The 15,013-nt window shown below is 70.4% G+C and carries 9 protein-coding genes; 3 read left to right on the top strand and 6 right to left on the bottom strand.

The annotated features are described in order from the left end of the window. The first annotated feature begins 136 nt into the window (after nt 1-136). Nucleotides 137-265 (top strand): hypothetical protein, encoded by a 129-nt coding sequence (locus ABZS61_RS31195; RefSeq protein WP_356428660.1) that lies wholly within the window; start codon nt 137-139, stop codon nt 263-265. A gap of 9 nt (nt 266-274) precedes the next feature. Here ABZS61_RS31195 and ABZS61_RS31190 read toward each other — a convergent pair whose 3' ends face one another. Then, entirely contained in the window at nt 275-1,237 is a 963-nt protein-coding gene (locus ABZS61_RS31190; RefSeq protein ID WP_356428657.1) for a hypothetical protein, read from the bottom strand. 218 nt (nt 1,238-1,455) lie between these two features. On the opposite strand from ABZS61_RS31190, the gene ABZS61_RS31185 reads away from it, so the two are divergent. Beyond that, nucleotides 1,456-3,717, top strand: a complete 2,262-nt coding sequence (locus ABZS61_RS31185) for a heavy metal translocating P-type ATPase (RefSeq protein WP_356428654.1) — start codon at nt 1,456-1,458, stop codon at nt 3,715-3,717. Nucleotides 3,718-3,784: 67 nt separating this feature from the next. Here ABZS61_RS31185 and ABZS61_RS31180 read toward each other — a convergent pair whose 3' ends face one another. Continuing rightward, nucleotides 3,785-5,482, bottom strand: a complete 1,698-nt coding sequence (locus tag ABZS61_RS31180) for a protein kinase (RefSeq protein ID WP_356428651.1) — start codon at nt 5,480-5,482, stop codon at nt 3,785-3,787. Nucleotides 5,483-5,786: 304 nt separating this feature from the next. On the opposite strand from ABZS61_RS31180, the gene tkt reads away from it, so the two are divergent. Then, on the top strand, nt 5,787-7,976 hold the full coding sequence (gene tkt / locus ABZS61_RS31175; RefSeq protein ID WP_356428648.1) for a transketolase: 2,190 nt from the start codon (nt 5,787-5,789) through the stop codon (nt 7,974-7,976). A 55-nt stretch (nt 7,977-8,031) separates the two neighbouring features. Here the strand turns inward: tkt and ABZS61_RS31170 are convergent, their stop codons facing one another. The 4 genes from ABZS61_RS31170 to ABZS61_RS31155 form a co-directional block, all read right to left on the bottom strand. Continuing rightward, nucleotides 8,032-10,890, bottom strand: coding sequence for an NHLP bacteriocin export ABC transporter permease/ATPase subunit (locus ABZS61_RS31170; protein WP_356428645.1), 2,859 nt, complete (start codon nt 10,888-10,890; stop codon nt 8,032-8,034). Between the two features lies 1 nt (nt 10,891). Next, nucleotides 10,892-13,171 (bottom strand): NHLP family bacteriocin export ABC transporter peptidase/permease/ATPase subunit, encoded by a 2,280-nt coding sequence (locus tag ABZS61_RS31165; RefSeq protein ID WP_356428642.1) that lies wholly within the window; start codon nt 13,169-13,171, stop codon nt 10,892-10,894. Next, nucleotides 13,168-13,971 (bottom strand): hypothetical protein, encoded by an 804-nt coding sequence (locus tag ABZS61_RS31160; protein WP_356428639.1) that lies wholly within the window; start codon nt 13,969-13,971, stop codon nt 13,168-13,170. Before ABZS61_RS31160 ends, ABZS61_RS31165 begins: the two co-directional genes overlap by 4 nt. Before the next feature lie 82 nt (nt 13,972-14,053). Continuing rightward, nucleotides 14,054-14,281 (bottom strand): type A2 lantipeptide, encoded by a 228-nt coding sequence (locus ABZS61_RS31155; RefSeq protein ID WP_329213613.1) that lies wholly within the window; start codon nt 14,279-14,281, stop codon nt 14,054-14,056. Nucleotides 14,282-15,013: the final 732 nt, after the last annotated feature.

Raw genomic sequence — 15,013 nt, 5'->3', positions numbered from 1 at the left:
GCCAACGGCTACACCGGACCCATCGACGGTGTCATGGGACCCAACTCCTGGCGGGGCTTCAGCCGCTTCATCAACCAGGACCGCTGGGACTGACCTACCCCTTCGGCGGGCGCTCCTACTCGCCGACTGTTCAGGTGTGTTCCGGAGCGGACTGCGGAACCCCGCCTCCGTCGCACTGCGCGCAACGGACGTGTACGTGCTCAGCGCCGCGTACTCGACCACCGACCCCGACCCGCTGGGTGCGCACCCGCAAAACCACCGGTGAAACCCTGGTTCAGTGCGTGTGGTCGCTGTCCTCGTGCTCCGTCGTGGGCTCGGCGGGCTGGGGGGAAACCGCTGCTGCTCCGGCGCGAACGGTGAAGGCCGCGGTGCGGACCGTGCCGTTGTGCTTGAAGTCGAGGAAGAGGCGGTAAGTCCCGGAACTGGGCGCCGTCGCGGTGAAGGAGACCTCCGGACCGGGCTCGGTGCTGCCGTCGCCGGGCTCCCCGTTCGGGTGGACGTGCAGGTAGGCGAGGTCGCCGGCGCGCAGGGCGACGAGGTGTCCGTAGGCGGCGAGGTAGGGCTGGAGGTCGGTGACGGGGCGGCCGCCTCTACTGACGTCGAGCCTGAGGTCCTCCGCGGCGCCGGGGCGAAGTGTCCCGTTCAGGGTCACGGTGTATCCGTCGACCGTTGCGGTGCGGGACGGCTTGGGGAGCTCGGCCGGCTTGTAGGCGCCGGATACGGCGAGGTCGGCGCCGAGGGTGAGGTCGGGGGCGTTCTTCGCGCCGGGGGTGAAGTCCGCGAAGACCCGGTAGTCACCTGCGGCAGGGAGGGTGACGGGGGTGCTCCAGGTGCCGTCGGCGGCCCGGGCGGGGTGCAGGTGCCGATAGGTGGCCAGGTCCCGTGAGGCGAGGATGAGGTGGAGTTCCTTGTCGTGCTCGCGCTGGTACGCGGTGACCGGCCGACCGGACCGGTCGCGTACGACGAAGCGCAGTTCGCCCTCCTGCGCCGCCTTCAGGCGGGGGGTGAAGAGATCGAGGGTGTAGCCGCCTTCGGAGATCTGGAGTCCTCCGGGGGGTGAGTGCGCAGGGTCGCTGCCGTCGCCTCCTCCCTCCGACGCCGTGCTGCTCATGTGGTCGGCCGGCGGAGTCGGTTCGGTGCCGCCGAGGGGACCGACGGTGTTGCCGAGGCCGTAGGCGGCGCCGAAGGACACTGCGAGTGCTGCGGTGAAGGACGTGATCCTCCCGGCGGTGTTCATGGCTGCTCCTTCTTGTCCGGGTGGGCTCCGGGGCGGGCCCATCTTCATCAGGCTATACCCCCTTGGGGTATATGCAAGAGTTCAGCGTCGGCTTGCGTCAGATACGGGAGGGGGGTATATCTGGAGATCTCACGAGGATACCCCGCTGGGGTATCAGGATCTCAAGGGGAACCCATGTCCTGGCTCGTCCCCGCCCCTGCCGAACGAGGAGCAGCCACATGACCACCAGGACTCCGGGCGCCGCCCGGGTCGAGCTCGCCATCAGCGGCATGACCTGCGCCTCGTGCGCGGCCCGCATAGAGAAGAAGCTCAACCGCATGGACGGCGTCGAGGCCACCGTCAACTACGCCACCGAGAAGGCGAAGGTCACCTATGGCGAGGACGTCTCGGTCGAGGACCTGATCGCCACCGTCGAGGCGACCGGCTACTCCGCCCAGGAACCTGCCCCGCCCAGGACCGGCGACGGCGACGGGAGCGGCCCGAGCGACGACGAGCGTGCGGACGACGAGCTGAGACCGCTGCGCCACCGACTGGTCACGGCAGTCGTCCTCGCCGTACCCGTCATCGCGATGGCGATGATCCCCGCCCTGCAGATCGAGTACTGGCAGTGGCTCTCGCTCACCCTTGCCGCGCCCGTCGTCACCTACGCGGCCTGGCCCTTCCACCGTGCCGCCCTCACCAACGCCCGGCACGGCGCGGCCACCATGGACACCCTGATCTCGGTCGGTACCGGCGCCGCGTTCCTCTGGTCACTGTGGGCGCTCTTCCTCGGAACGGCCGGCACGCCGGGCATGACACACCCCTTCGAGTTCACGATCGCCCGCAGCGACGGCTCGGGGAACATCTACCTGGAGGCCGCGGCGGGCGTCACAGCCTTCATCCTGGCCGGCCGGTACTTCGAGGCCCGCTCCAAGCGCAAGGCGGGTGCCGCCCTCAAGGCACTCCTGGAGCTCGGCGCCAAGGAGGTGACCGTCCTGCGCGGCGAACTCGAAGTCACCGTGCCCACCGCGGATCTGCGGGTGGGCGACCGTTTCCTGGTCCGTCCCGGAGAGAAGATCGCCACCGACGGCACCGTCGTCGAAGGGTCCTCCGCCGTGGACGCGTCGATGCTCACCGGGGAGTCCGTTCCCGTCGAGGTGTCCGTCGGCGGCAGCGTCACCGGCGCGACACTGAACGCCGGGGGCCGGCTGGTCGTCGAGGCCACCCGGATCGGTGCCGACACCCAGCTCGCCCGCATGGCCGCGCTCGTCCAGGACGCGCAGAACGGCAAGGCCGCCGCCCAGCGCCTCGCCGACAGGATCTCCGCGGTGTTCGTCCCGGTCGTCATCGGGCTCGCGCTCGCCACGCTCGGCTTCTGGCTCGGCAACGGCACCGGCCTCACGGCCGCGTTCACCGCAGCCGTCGCCGTACTGATCATCGCCTGCCCCTGCGCACTCGGCCTGGCCACCCCGACCGCCCTCATGGTCGGCACCGGCCGTGGCGCCCAGCTCGGCATCCTCATCAAGGGCCCGGAGGTACTGGAGACCACCCGCAGGGTGGACACCATCCTGCTGGACAAGACCGGCACCGTCACCACCGGCCTGATGACCCTGGTCGGCGTCCGCACCGTCGGGGACACGGACGAGAAGGAGGTCCTGCGTCTTGCGGGCGCCCTGGAGCACGCCTCCGAGCACCCGATCGCCCGAGCGGTCGCCACCGGAGCAGTCGCGCGGGCCGGCGACCTGCCCGTCCCCGAGGACTTCGCCGGCGTCCCCGGCCTCGGCGTGCGGGGCATCGTCGGGGGCCACGCCGTCCTCGTAGGCCGGGAGAAGCTGCTCACCGATTGGGCCATCGACCTGCCCGAGCAGCTCAGGAGCACCAAGGACGACGCCGAGAAGGCCGGGAGGACCGCCGTCCTCGTCGCCTGGGACGGCGAGGCGCGCGCAGTCCTGGAAGTGGCCGATGCGGTCAAGGAGACCAGTCCCGAGGCGATCCGGCGGCTGCGCGGACTGGGCCTGACTCCGGTACTGCTGACCGGCGACAACAAGGCCGTCGCCGAATCCGTGGCCGCCGAGGTCGGCATCGGCGAAGTCATCGCCGAGGTCATGCCCGAGGACAAGGTGGCCGTCGTCAAGAGGCTCCAGGCGCAGGGCCGCAGCGTGGCGATGGTCGGTGACGGCGTCAACGACGCTGCCGCACTCGCCCAGGCCGACCTCGGGATCGCGATGGGCACCGGCACCGACGCGGCCATCGAGGCCGGCGATCTGACCCTTGTACGGGGAGACCTTTTGGCCGCAGCCGACGCGATCCGGCTCTCCCGCAGGACGCTCGGCACCATCCGCTCGAACCTGTTCTGGGCCTTCGCCTACAACGTGGCCGCCCTGCCGCTCGCCGCCGCCGGACTGCTCAACCCGATGATCGCCGGAGCGGCCATGGCCTTCTCCTCCGTCTTCGTCGTCGGCAACAGCCTGCGCCTGCGCGGCTTCCGCGCCGCGGAGTGAGCCGGGCGAGGACCCTGCGGTCCTGCAGGGGGTCAGGCGTGGAAGCCGTCGCACACCAAGGGCGTTGTCAGGCGTGGAAGCCGTTGCACACAACGGACGTGTACTTCGTGGGCCCGCCCTCGACGTGGTAGAACACCACCGTCCAGTCGCCCCTGTCGGCGCCCACCGGGATCGCGTCGACGACCCGGTCGCCGAAGTGGGCCCGGAAGTCGTCGGGGTAGGTGAGCGTGATGGTGCCGTCGGACGACCACCGGGAGTAGACATCGAAGGGCTTGCTCGTGAAGCCGATGCCCTTGCCGACGGACGCGGTGGGCCGGCCGGTGGTGCGGTCGGTCTCGTGCGGGGGCCGCACCCCCACGGCCAGGTGGTACGGCTCCGGCCGTTTTCCCTCCCCGGACTCCTTGGGGCGCAGCGTTACCGTGGCGGTGTCCGATCCGGTGGTGTGCGAGACGCTGGACTGCAGGTTCATCGACAGCCGGTCCATCGAGAGACTCGCCGGGTCGCAGGAGCCCATGCCGTAGCCGGCCTCACTCGGAATTTTCGACAGGGTCCAGCGGTCCTTCGAGACACGGTCGTTCAGGATGTGGTCCGGTGGCCCGGCAGGTGTGGACGGGGCAGGTGTGGACGGGGCAGTGGTCGCCGGCCGCGGGGACGTGTCCGAGGTGTCCGATGCCTGGGCGCCACCGGTCGACCCGCCGTCCGGGCCGGTGAGCTGCCGGACCACCGCCGACGCGGCGAGCACGACCGCGCCTGCTACGAGCCAGATCGCCCTGCGGCGAGCGCGACGCGGTGCCGTGACGGGTCCGTCGTACGGTGTGGGGCCGGGAGGAGCCTGCGCAGGTACCGGCGTGACCTCCTGTTCCGCCACGTCGTGCGGCAGGATCGCGGTGCTTCCTGCCGCCCGTACGGGGAGCGGGTCGTCGCCGCGGACCAGCGAGCGGTAGTGGGGGTCCGACGCCAGTGCCGTATCCACCGCGCACCGTGCGATCACCGTCGCCGGAGCCGGCCGCTCAGCCGGGTCCTTGGCGACACACTCCCGGATGAGCGCGGCGATCGCGGGCCGCACCCCCGCCAGGTCGATGTCCTCGTGCACGGCCCGGTAGCTGACGACCGCAGGGTCGCCGGAACCGTACGGAGGCCTGCCGGTCACCGTGTACGCGAGCGTCGCACCCAGGGCGAAGATGTCCGCCGCGGGTCCGGCCTCGTTGCGCAATACCACCTCGGGTGCCGAGAATCCGGGCGTCCCCGGTGCCGTTCCGTCCCTGGTGATGAAGGTCTGATCGAGCCCGCGCGCGATCCCGAAGTCGATCAGCTGCGGTCCCTGCGGCGAGAGGATCACGTTCTGCGGTTTGAGGTCCCGGTGGGTGACCCCGTGGACATGGACCGCGGCCAGCCCCTCGGCGAGTGCGGCGAACAGCCGCAGGGCGCTGTCCGGCGGGAACGGCCCGCCCGCTTCCACCGCCCCGCGCAGCGTCGGCCCCGGTACGTACTCGGTTGCCAGCCAATAGGGGGAGGCGTCGAGGGACGCCTCGATCAACTGGGCGGTGTACGCGCTGCGTACCGTCTCCACGGTGGCGGCCTCACGCCGGAACCGGGTCAGCGCCTCGGGATGATCACTGATCTCGTTCCGGATCACCTTCACGGCCACCAGCCGCCCGCCGGGGGACCGGCCGAGATACACCTGTCCCATTCCGCCGGCGCCGAGACGGGCGAGTAGCCGGTACGCGCCTATGCGCGAGGGATCCTGGGGCCGCAGATCATCCACCGGCACGACTGTGCCACATCCGTGCACCCGTCGGACCGGACGTCCTGGAATCGGCACGGTCCCGCACGGACCGTGCCGGGAGAACCGGGAACGAGGCCGGAAGTGACGGTGGCCGAGCGTGCCTCGGGCGAGAACGGGTACGCGTCGTCCCGGCCGGCTCTCCCCGAAGCACCGCCCGATCCGCTCCACCGCTCCCGCCCCGGGATGCGAAGGGCGCCCAGGGAACCGAGGATGCCAAGAGGGACCGAGCCGTAGGGCCGGGCCCGAACGGGCCGGTAAGCGACATCCCGAGGGAGACACCACCATGGCGCCCGAGCGATCCTCTTCCGGCAGCACCGCACCGCGCGACCCCGGCCTTGCGCCGCCGGTGGCGGACCGGGCGGGATGGGGTCCGGTGGACGTGCGGGCGGTGGACACCGTACGGGTGCTGGCCGCCGACGCCGTACAGAAGACCGGCAACGGGCACCCGGGCACGGCGATGAGCCTGGCGCCCCTCGCCTACCTGCTGTTCCAGCAGGTCATGCGGCACGATCCGGCCGATGACCAGTGGCTGGGCAGGGACCGCTTCGTACTCTCCTGCGGCCACACCAGCCTCACCCTGTACATCCAGCTCTATCTCGCGGGCTACGGCCTGGAGATGGAGGATCTGGAGGCGCTGCGGACCTGGGATTCCGCGACCCCCGGGCATCCGGAGTACAGGCACACCCGCGGCGTCGAGATCACCACCGGCCCGCTGGGCCAGGGCATGGGCTCGGCGGTAGGCATGGCGATGGCGGCCCGCCGGGAGCGGGGGCTCCTCGACCCGGACGCCGCGCCGGGCACCAGCCCCTTCGACCACCAGGTGTACGTGGTGGCCTCCGACGGCGACATGATGGAGGGCGTCGCCTCGGAGGCCGCGTCGCTCGCCGGTCACCAGCAACTCGGCAGTCTCGTGGTGTTCTACGACTCGAACCACATCTCCATCGAGGACGACACCGACATCTCCTTCAGCGAGGACGTCCCCGCCCGCTTCGCCGCCTACGGCTGGCACGTGCAGACGGTGGACTGGACCCGCACGGGCGACTACGTCGAGGACGTCGACGCGCTGCTCGCCGCGATCGAAACGGCCAAGGAGGACCGGACCCGCCCGTCGCTGATCATGCTGCGCACCATCATCGGATGGCCCGCCCCGACGAAGAGGAACAGCGGGAAGGCGCACGGGTCGGCCCTGGGCGACGAGGAGGTCGCCGGTACGAAGAAGCTGCTGGGCTTCGACCCCGAGGTCTCCTTTGCCATCGAGGACGAGGTCCTCGTCCACACCCGCGCGGTGGGGGAGCGGGGCCGGGCCGCGCGGGAGCAGTGGCAGCCGGGGTACGAGAGCTGGCGCGCCGCGAACCCGGAGCGGGCCGCGCTGCTGGACCGCCTCCGGGAGCAGCGGCTCCCGGACGGCTGGACCGAGTCCCTGCCCGTGTTTCCGGCCGATGCGAAGGGCATGGCCACCCGCAAGGCGTCCGGCGAGGTGCTCGGTGCCCTCGCCCCGGTGCTGCCCGAACTGTGGGGCGGCTCCGCGGACCTGGCCGGAAGCAACAACACCACGATGGAGGACGAGCCCTCCTTCGTTCCGGCGGACCGGCAGACCGCGGAGTTCAAGGGCGGCCCCTACGGGCGGACCCTGCACTTCGGCATCCGTGAGCACGCCATGGGAGCCGTGCTCAACGGCATCGCCCTGCAGAGCCTGACCCGGCCCTACGGCGGTACGTTCCTGACGTTCAGCGACTACATGCGTCCGGCCGTACGCCTCGCCGCGCTGATGAAGCTGCCCGTCACCTACGTGTGGACGCACGACTCGATCGGTCTGGGCGAGGACGGTCCGACGCATCAGCCCGTCGAACACCTCGCCGCACTGCGGGCGATCCCCGGGCTCGACGTCGTACGCCCGGGCGACGCGAACGAGACGGTGGTGTGCTGGCGGACGGTCCTGGAACACACCGACCGGCCCGCCGGTCTCGTCCTGACCCGGCAGAACCTCCCGGTGCTCGACCGCGGGAACCTGGCGAACGCCCCGGCCGAGGGGGCGGCACGCGGCGCCTATGTTCTCGCCGAAGCCTCCGGAGTGGTTCCCGACGTCATCCTCGTGGCGACGGGATCCGAGGTCCACATCGCCCTCGAGGCGCGCGCCCTCCTGACGGGCGAGGGCCTGGCCGTACGCGTGGTCTCGATGCCCTGCCGCGAATGGTTCGCCGAGCAGTCCCCGGAGTACCAGGACGAGGTCCTGCCGCCCACCGTGCGCGCCCGGGTCAGCGTCGAGGCCGCCGTCGGCCAGGGCTGGCGCGAGGTGGTCGGCGACGCCGGGCGGATCGTGAGCCTCGAGCACTACGGCGCGTCCGCCGACTACGCGAGGCTGTACCGGGAATTCGGGATCACCGCCGAAGCGGTCGCAGCGGCGGCACACGACAGCATCCGCGAAGCCGCGGCCGCTCCCAGGCCCGGCGGCCGACGCGGCACGGCCGGGTGATTCATGGAGTCGGCCTCAGCCCCTGCCTACTGCTGGAGTCGACCGCAGCTCCTGCCTACTGCATCTGGCGCCGCACCAGTTCATGAAGCCGCCCGCCCGTGTCCGCGAGCAACTCGGCGGGCGGCCCCTGCTGAACGATCCGGCCGTCCGACATGACGATCACACGATCGGCGTCCAGGACCGTGGAGAGCCGGTGCGCGATCACCACACGGGTGGCCTTCAGGGACCGGGTGCTCTCGATCACCGTGCGCTGGGTCTCGTTGTCGAGCGCGCTGGTGGCCTCGTCGAAGAACAGGATGCGGGGCCGCCGGACGAGCGCCTGGGCGATCATCAGCCGCTGACGCTGTCCCCCCGAGATGGCGCCGCCACCGGAGATCATGGTGTGCAGGCCCATCGGCATGCGCTTGATGTCCTCGGCCAGACCCGCCATCGCGGCGGCCTCCCACGCCTCTTCCTGGGTGAAGACCTCGGCGCCGCAGATGCAGTCAAGGATCGAGCCGGACAGCGGCTGGGCGTTCTGCAGGACGACCCCGCACTGGCGGCGCACCGCCGCCTGGTCGAGAGCCGACAGATCATGGCCGTCATAAAGGACGCTGCCGGAAGCCGGTTCGTCGAAGCCGATGAGCAGCCGCAGAAGCGTCGACTTGCCGCAGCCGCTGGGACCCACGATCGCGACGAACTCGCCCGGCCGCACGGTCAGGGACAGGTCGTCGAGCACCGCGGGCCCGTCATCGGTGTAGCGGAATGACAGGCCACGGGCCTCGATCTCCCCGGACAGCGCGCCGGGCTGAGTGCTGGCACCCCGTACCTCGGGCGCCTCGTCGAGCACCGGCTTGATCTGCTCGAACATCGGCAGCACGGCGGCAGCGGACACGAACGCCCCGGTGAGCTGAGTGACCGCGGTCAGCAGCATGGTCACCGAGGTGTTGAAGGTCAGGAACTCACTGGCGGACAACGAGCCGCGGGCAGGGCCCGCCAGCAGGATGAACATGACCAGCGAACACAACGGCAGATAGACCGCGTTGAGCACCGTGGTCAGATTCTTGATCCGGCCCGCGCGCTTCTGGAGCTCACGGCTGCGGGCGAACTCCGCCGCCCACGCCCCGTACGCGAAGCTCTCCGCCGACGCGACCCGCAGCTTGGGCAGCCCGCGCAGTGTCTGGAACGCCTGGTTGTTCAGTTTGTTGCCGAGCTCCACTAGCCTTCGCTGCCACCGCAGTTCCCACATGCCCATGGTGAGGAACACGCCCGCGATGACGACCAGCATCGCGATGGCGGTCATCGCCAGCGGGACGCTGAACCAGAACAGCAGGCCGAGATTCATCGCACCGAGGGTGCCGGCCTGCACGGCCACGGGCCCGATGCCGGACAACACGCGACGGATCGCACTGACACCCATCGCCGCGCTCGCGAGCTCACCGGTCGAACGCTCGGTGAAGAACTTCGTCGGCAGACGCAGCAAGCGGTCCCACACAGCGGGCTGGAGCGTGCTCTCGATACGCCCCTCCATACGCAGGATGGTGAGGTTCTGCAGCAGCATGAAGGCGGCCGACACGACACCGGTGATGATCACGGCCAGTGACACCTGGACGATGAGGCTGCTCTCGGCATTGGGCACGTACACGCCGAGCACCTGGCCCGTCGCCAGCGGCACCAGCGAACCGAGCGCCACCGTCACGAGCCCGGTCAGCAGCAGCCTGCGCAGATCGGCCCGCGTGCCGAGCAGACTGAAGCGCAGCAGCTGCCACTTGCCCAGCGGCCGCTCGGGCAGAGGCCGGTAGAACATGACGGCCCGCTGCTCGAAGTCCTGAGCGGCGGTGCTGTCGACGCGGGAGCGCCGGCCGGTCAACGGGTTCACCGCCTCGTACCTGCCGCGGCGCCACAGCAGCGCGACCGGTGCCCCCGACGCGGCCCGGTGGCCCACCAGCGGCCCGGAGTTCTCCCGCCACCACCGCCCGTCGAGACGGACGGGACGCGTCCTGATCCGGGAGGCGACCGCGACACGCTCGACCGGATCGATCCGGTCGCTCACCGCACCGCCCGCCGGAGCCTCCGAAAGAACGATCCCCGACTCCCGCGCCACCAGCCGACAGGCCGCGTACACCGCGTCATCGGTGGCGCCCGCCCTGCGCGAGGAACTCCTGCCGGAACGGCCCATCGAGGTCAGCAGCGCCTCGTCGGCCTCCTTGCGGACGGCTTCGCCCGCCTTCATGCCGGCGGCCGTACGGTCCTCGTGGGCACGCTCCAGCTGCTCGATCCAGCGGTCGAGCGCGGACAGCAACCGGTACTGCTGGTTGACCATCCCCTGCCACAACGCGCCGTCGACGAGCAGGTCACCGGCCGCCTCGGCGCTGAAAGCGGCGCCGTACTGCACGCTGCCCGGCGACACCGGCAGCCAGAGGATGTCGTCGTCACCCACCGTCTCGTCGAGAGCGGTGCGGCTGTCCAGCGGGGCCTCGAACAGGACACGCTGACTGCGCCCGACCCCGAGCGAGAAAGCGTGCTCCAGAAGACTCAGAGCGGCATCGCCGGTGTCGTAGTGGCTGCGGTACTGCCCCTCGAACGCCCCCTGGGCCGCGTACTCGGGCCGGTACAGCTCCCGCAGCGGGATCCTGCGCAGCACGCACTCCTGCAGCGGCCGGCCGACCAGCGTGTGCTGAGGTCCCTCGACCGGCCCCAGCACCAGTGTTCCCGGCTCGAGCCGGCCGAGGAAGTGCCAGTGACCCTGCTCCAGCGCGTCGACCGCGAACAGGTCGAGGGCACCACCCACGACGAGCCACAGCACCTGGGGCCCTTCGAGCGAGAGGCTGCGCAGCCCGGTGCAGTCGACGGGAGCGCCGAGCCCTCCCAGCGCGCCGATGACGGGGTCCCGCCCGAGGGACTCGGCGCCCGCAGGGGGGTGTACGGACGTCACGTCAGTGCTCCCTGACCAGTTCGGCGTACGGACCGCCGGCAGCCACCAGGTCCTCGTGCCGGCCGCGTTCCACGACGGATCCGTGGTCCAGGACCACGATCTCGTCGCTGTCGCGGACCGTGCTCAGCCGGTGTGCGATCACGACGCAGGCACAGCCGCGCCGCCGCAGATTGTCGATGATGACCCGCTCGGTCTCCGCGTCCAGTGCGCTGGTGACCTCGTCCAGCACCAGGATGCTGGGCCGCCGCACGAGCGCGCGCGCGATCTCCAGACGCTGGCGCTGCCCGCCGGAGAAGTTGCGGCCGTCCTGCTCCACCCTGCTGTGAATACCTTTCGGCCGACGGGCGACGACCTCGTACAGTGCGGCGTCCTGGAGCGCGGCGACGACGGCTTCGTCCGGGACCGAGGGGTCCCACAGCGCCACGTTGTCCCGCACCGTGCCCTCGAACAGGAACACGTCCTGGTCGACGAAGGAGACCGACGCGGCCAGCGCACCCCTCGGAATGTCCTCGAGACGCTGCCCGTCGATCCGGATCGTGCCCTCCCACGGGCTGTAGAGCCCCGAGATCAGCCGGGAGACCGTCGACTTGCCGCTGCCGGACCCGCCGACGAGTGCCACCTGCCGGCCGGGGCCCACGGACAGCGAGAAACCGGTGAGCAGCGGCTTGTCGAGCGGGCTGTAACCGAACGTGATGTCGTCCAGCGTCACATGGCCCTTGAGCCGGCGGGTACTCGCGGCGGGCTCGCGGCGGGAGTAGAGGGGGTCCACCGGGAAGTTCTCGACATCCTTGAGGCGGGCCACATCGGCCGCGAAGTCCTGGACCCGCCCGGCCACGCCGTTCAGCCGGGTGACGGGCGCGGTGAACCGGGTCACCAGCGCCTGGAAGGCGACGAGCAGCCCGATCGAGATGTGCCCCTCGACCGCCCTCAGCCCGCCGATCCAGAGGATCAGCGCGCTGTTGAGCGTCGCGAGCGCGGGGGCGACGACTCCGAGCCAGGCGCTCGGCACCCCGAGCCGTTGCTGCTCGTCGAGCGTCGTCGCGTGCTGGCCCGCCCAGCGCCGGAAGTACCCGTTCTCCCCGCCGGTCGCCTTCATGGTCTCGATCAACTGCAGCCCGGTGTACGAGGTGTTCGTCAACCGGGCGCTGTCGGCCCGCAGCTTCTGGGTACCGGTGGCCCGCAGCCGCACGACGATGCGCATCGCGACCACGTTCAGCAGGGCGATTCCCACCCCGATGACGGTCAGTTGCGGATCGTAGGTCCACAGCAGGAACGCGTAGAGGATGACGACGATTCCGTCCACACCGGCCGCGGTGAGGTCCCGGGCGAGTGTCTCGGCCACGGCGTCGTTCGACTGCAGGCGCTGGACGAGGTCGGCGGGACTGCGCTGGGCGAAGAAGGTCACCGGCAGCCGCAGCAGATGGCGGAAGAAGCGGGCGCTGCCGAGCGTGGAGGAGATGATGCGGCCGCGCAGCAGATTCGCCTGCTGCAGCCAGGTCAGTACGAGGGTGAGCGCGACCATCGTGCCCATCGCGCCGAACAGCACCCCCAGCAGCGAGGTCTGATTGCCGATCAGGAACTCGTCGATGTACGTGCGGCTCAGTGCGGGCAGTGTGGCGCCGACGGCCACCAGCAGCAGGCTGGCGAGCAGCGCCACCAGCATCGTGCCCGTGGTGCCGCGCAGCCGCGCGGGCAGGGCGCCCATGACGCCGGGCTTCCGGCCGCCGCGCCGGAAGTCGTCGCCCGGCTCCAGGACGAGCACCACTCCGGTGAAGCTGGTGTCGAAATCCTCGGACGGCACGAAACGGCGCCCCTTGTCGGGGTCGTTGATGTGCACGCCCCGCCGTCCGAGCCGGCGTCCCACGCCGTCGTACACGACGTAGTGGTTGAACTCCCAGAACAGAATGGCCGGCGCCCGGACCTCCGCGAGTGCTGCGGGCTCCATCTGCATGCCCTTGGCCGTCAGGCCGTAACTGCGGGCCGCCTTCAGCACGTTGCTGGCCCGCGACCCGTCGCGTGACACTCCGCAGGCGATGCGCAACTCCTCCAGCGGCACATGCCGGCCGTAGTGGCCGAGGACCATGGCCAACGAGGCCGCTCCGCACTCCAGTGCCTCCATCTGGAGCACGGTGGGGGTGCGAACGGTCCTGATCCGTCCGGCCTTCGGCGCAGGGCGCGGCCGCGACCGTCGCCTGCCCCCCGAGGTGCTCTCGGGGCGGTGTCTGCCGCGACCGGGGGGCGGCAGCTGCTGCGCTGCGGGGGAGGGGTGCGGTGCGGTCACGGGAGGAGCCAATCGATCGGACGCCGGTCGGCCAGATGGACGGAGCCGGTTGCCAGGGTCATGGATTCGATCGCGTACGGGGGCCCCTGGGCCGAGGACCACCGGTAGCCGGACTCGGTTGCGGCCGAGCGGTCGAGCTCCACCAGGACGGCTACCGGCCTGCCTTGGCGCGAGAACTGTTCCCCCAGCTGGCCGTCACCGAGGAACCGGGTGATCTGCTGCTGGGTCCGGGGCCTGCCGACGGCGGCCACCCGGCCGCGCAGCACCCCGTACTGCTGGGAGGGCACGGACTGGACGGTGAGGTCGACGGAGGCGCCCACCGGGACGGCTGCCCCCTTGTTGCCCGGTACGTAGAGCATCACGACGAGCGGATCGTCCGTGCCGTCGACGCGTTCGACGCTCGCCACATCGGCGCCGGTGGTGACCACGGCGCCGATCGTGGCCGTCACCGTGGTCAGCCGGCCGGCGTCGATGGTGCGGACGACTTGATTGCCCTGCGCCGTGCGGACCTTGAGCAACGGTGCGTCGGCAGCCAGGCTTTCGCCCTCTTCCGCGAGCACTTCGGTGATCTGTCCGGCGACGGGGCTCTGCAGGATGTAGCTGCCCTTGGCGTGCGTGAGGATCCCGGGGGCGCTGAGTGTGGTGGCGACGGTGCCGGTGACCGCCCAGAAGCAGGCAGCGGCCATCACCGCCACGGTGATGCTCAGTACGAGCAGTCCCTGCGGGCGTGCGAACCGCACCGGCAGGTCGAGCTGTTCGGGCGACTGCAGTTTGGAAAGGGCCTGTTGGCGGAACTGCACGGAACTCTTCCCTCACCTGTCGGCGGTCGGCACCGAGCCCCGGAACCGACGGGTTCCGGGGCTCGGTGGGTGCTGCCGTCTCTCAGAGACCGGCGGTGAGGCCGGTGGCCAGACCGGTGACCGCGCCGGTGTTCACGCCGGTGGTCGACTCGACCAGGCCGGTGACGGAGCCGACGATGCCGGTGACCGGGGCGATCGAGTCGGCGGTGGCGGTGACGTTGCCGAGAACGCCACCGATGAGGCCGCCGGACACGTTGTCCAGGTCGTTGTCGGAGATCTCGAGGGTCTCAACCTGGGGGGTGAGGTTCATGATGAGCGCTGCCCTTCGTCTGGAAATTCTTTACACCGGGAACCCGTGGTGCGGCTCCCGTATGGGCCAGGATCAAAGCACGCCGACGGCTTGCGCAGCCAATCGAACAACGGCGTCCAGGTCGATATCGGCGCCCTCGAATCGCCTCGCGTGCAGACCTGTTCATTTTCTGACGGCAAATCCTTCACGAGCTTCACGGGATGAATTCCTCATGGTCGGGACTCGCTTTCCTGCAAGTGGGGCACTCCCGTACCAAACGGCCCTGACCTGGTACGTACCTGGTCAGGGCTGAGTGTTCCGTGGTGGTCGGCGTGACCGGTCTGCGTATGCGGTGTGCAGGTTTCTACGGAGCCGGCGATATGTGTGTCCGCGTGAAGGAACGCGTGCTTATCCCCGCCCGCGCGGAGGTGGAGCGAAGCCCGGGAATGGGTGAGTTCAGGGAATGGATGGAGCTATTTCTCTCGTCGCGTGTTGAGCCGTCACACGGCCTCCGGGAATGTGGCGGAGATGTGGTTCTTTCCCTGATTCTGCGGAGTCCTGGGACGGGTGGGGCGGTATGGGCCGGCCGGTGGCGCAGTCGGAGGGGCGTGAGGTGGCCTGTGCGGGACTCCTGGCCGATTCATCCGATGAACCGTGCGCACCACCCTTCTCCCCGGCGGCGCGCGACGCTACGATCGTGTTGCTTCATGGGAGCGCTCCCATCTCTGTGCCCACCCCCAGTCGCCATCTTCG

It is taken from the genome of Streptomyces sp. NPDC005566 (assembly GCF_040605575.1).
Taxonomy (GTDB): Bacteria; Actinomycetota; Actinomycetes; order Streptomycetales; family Streptomycetaceae; genus Streptomyces.
This window is presented reverse-complemented; position numbering and strand designations above follow the sequence as displayed.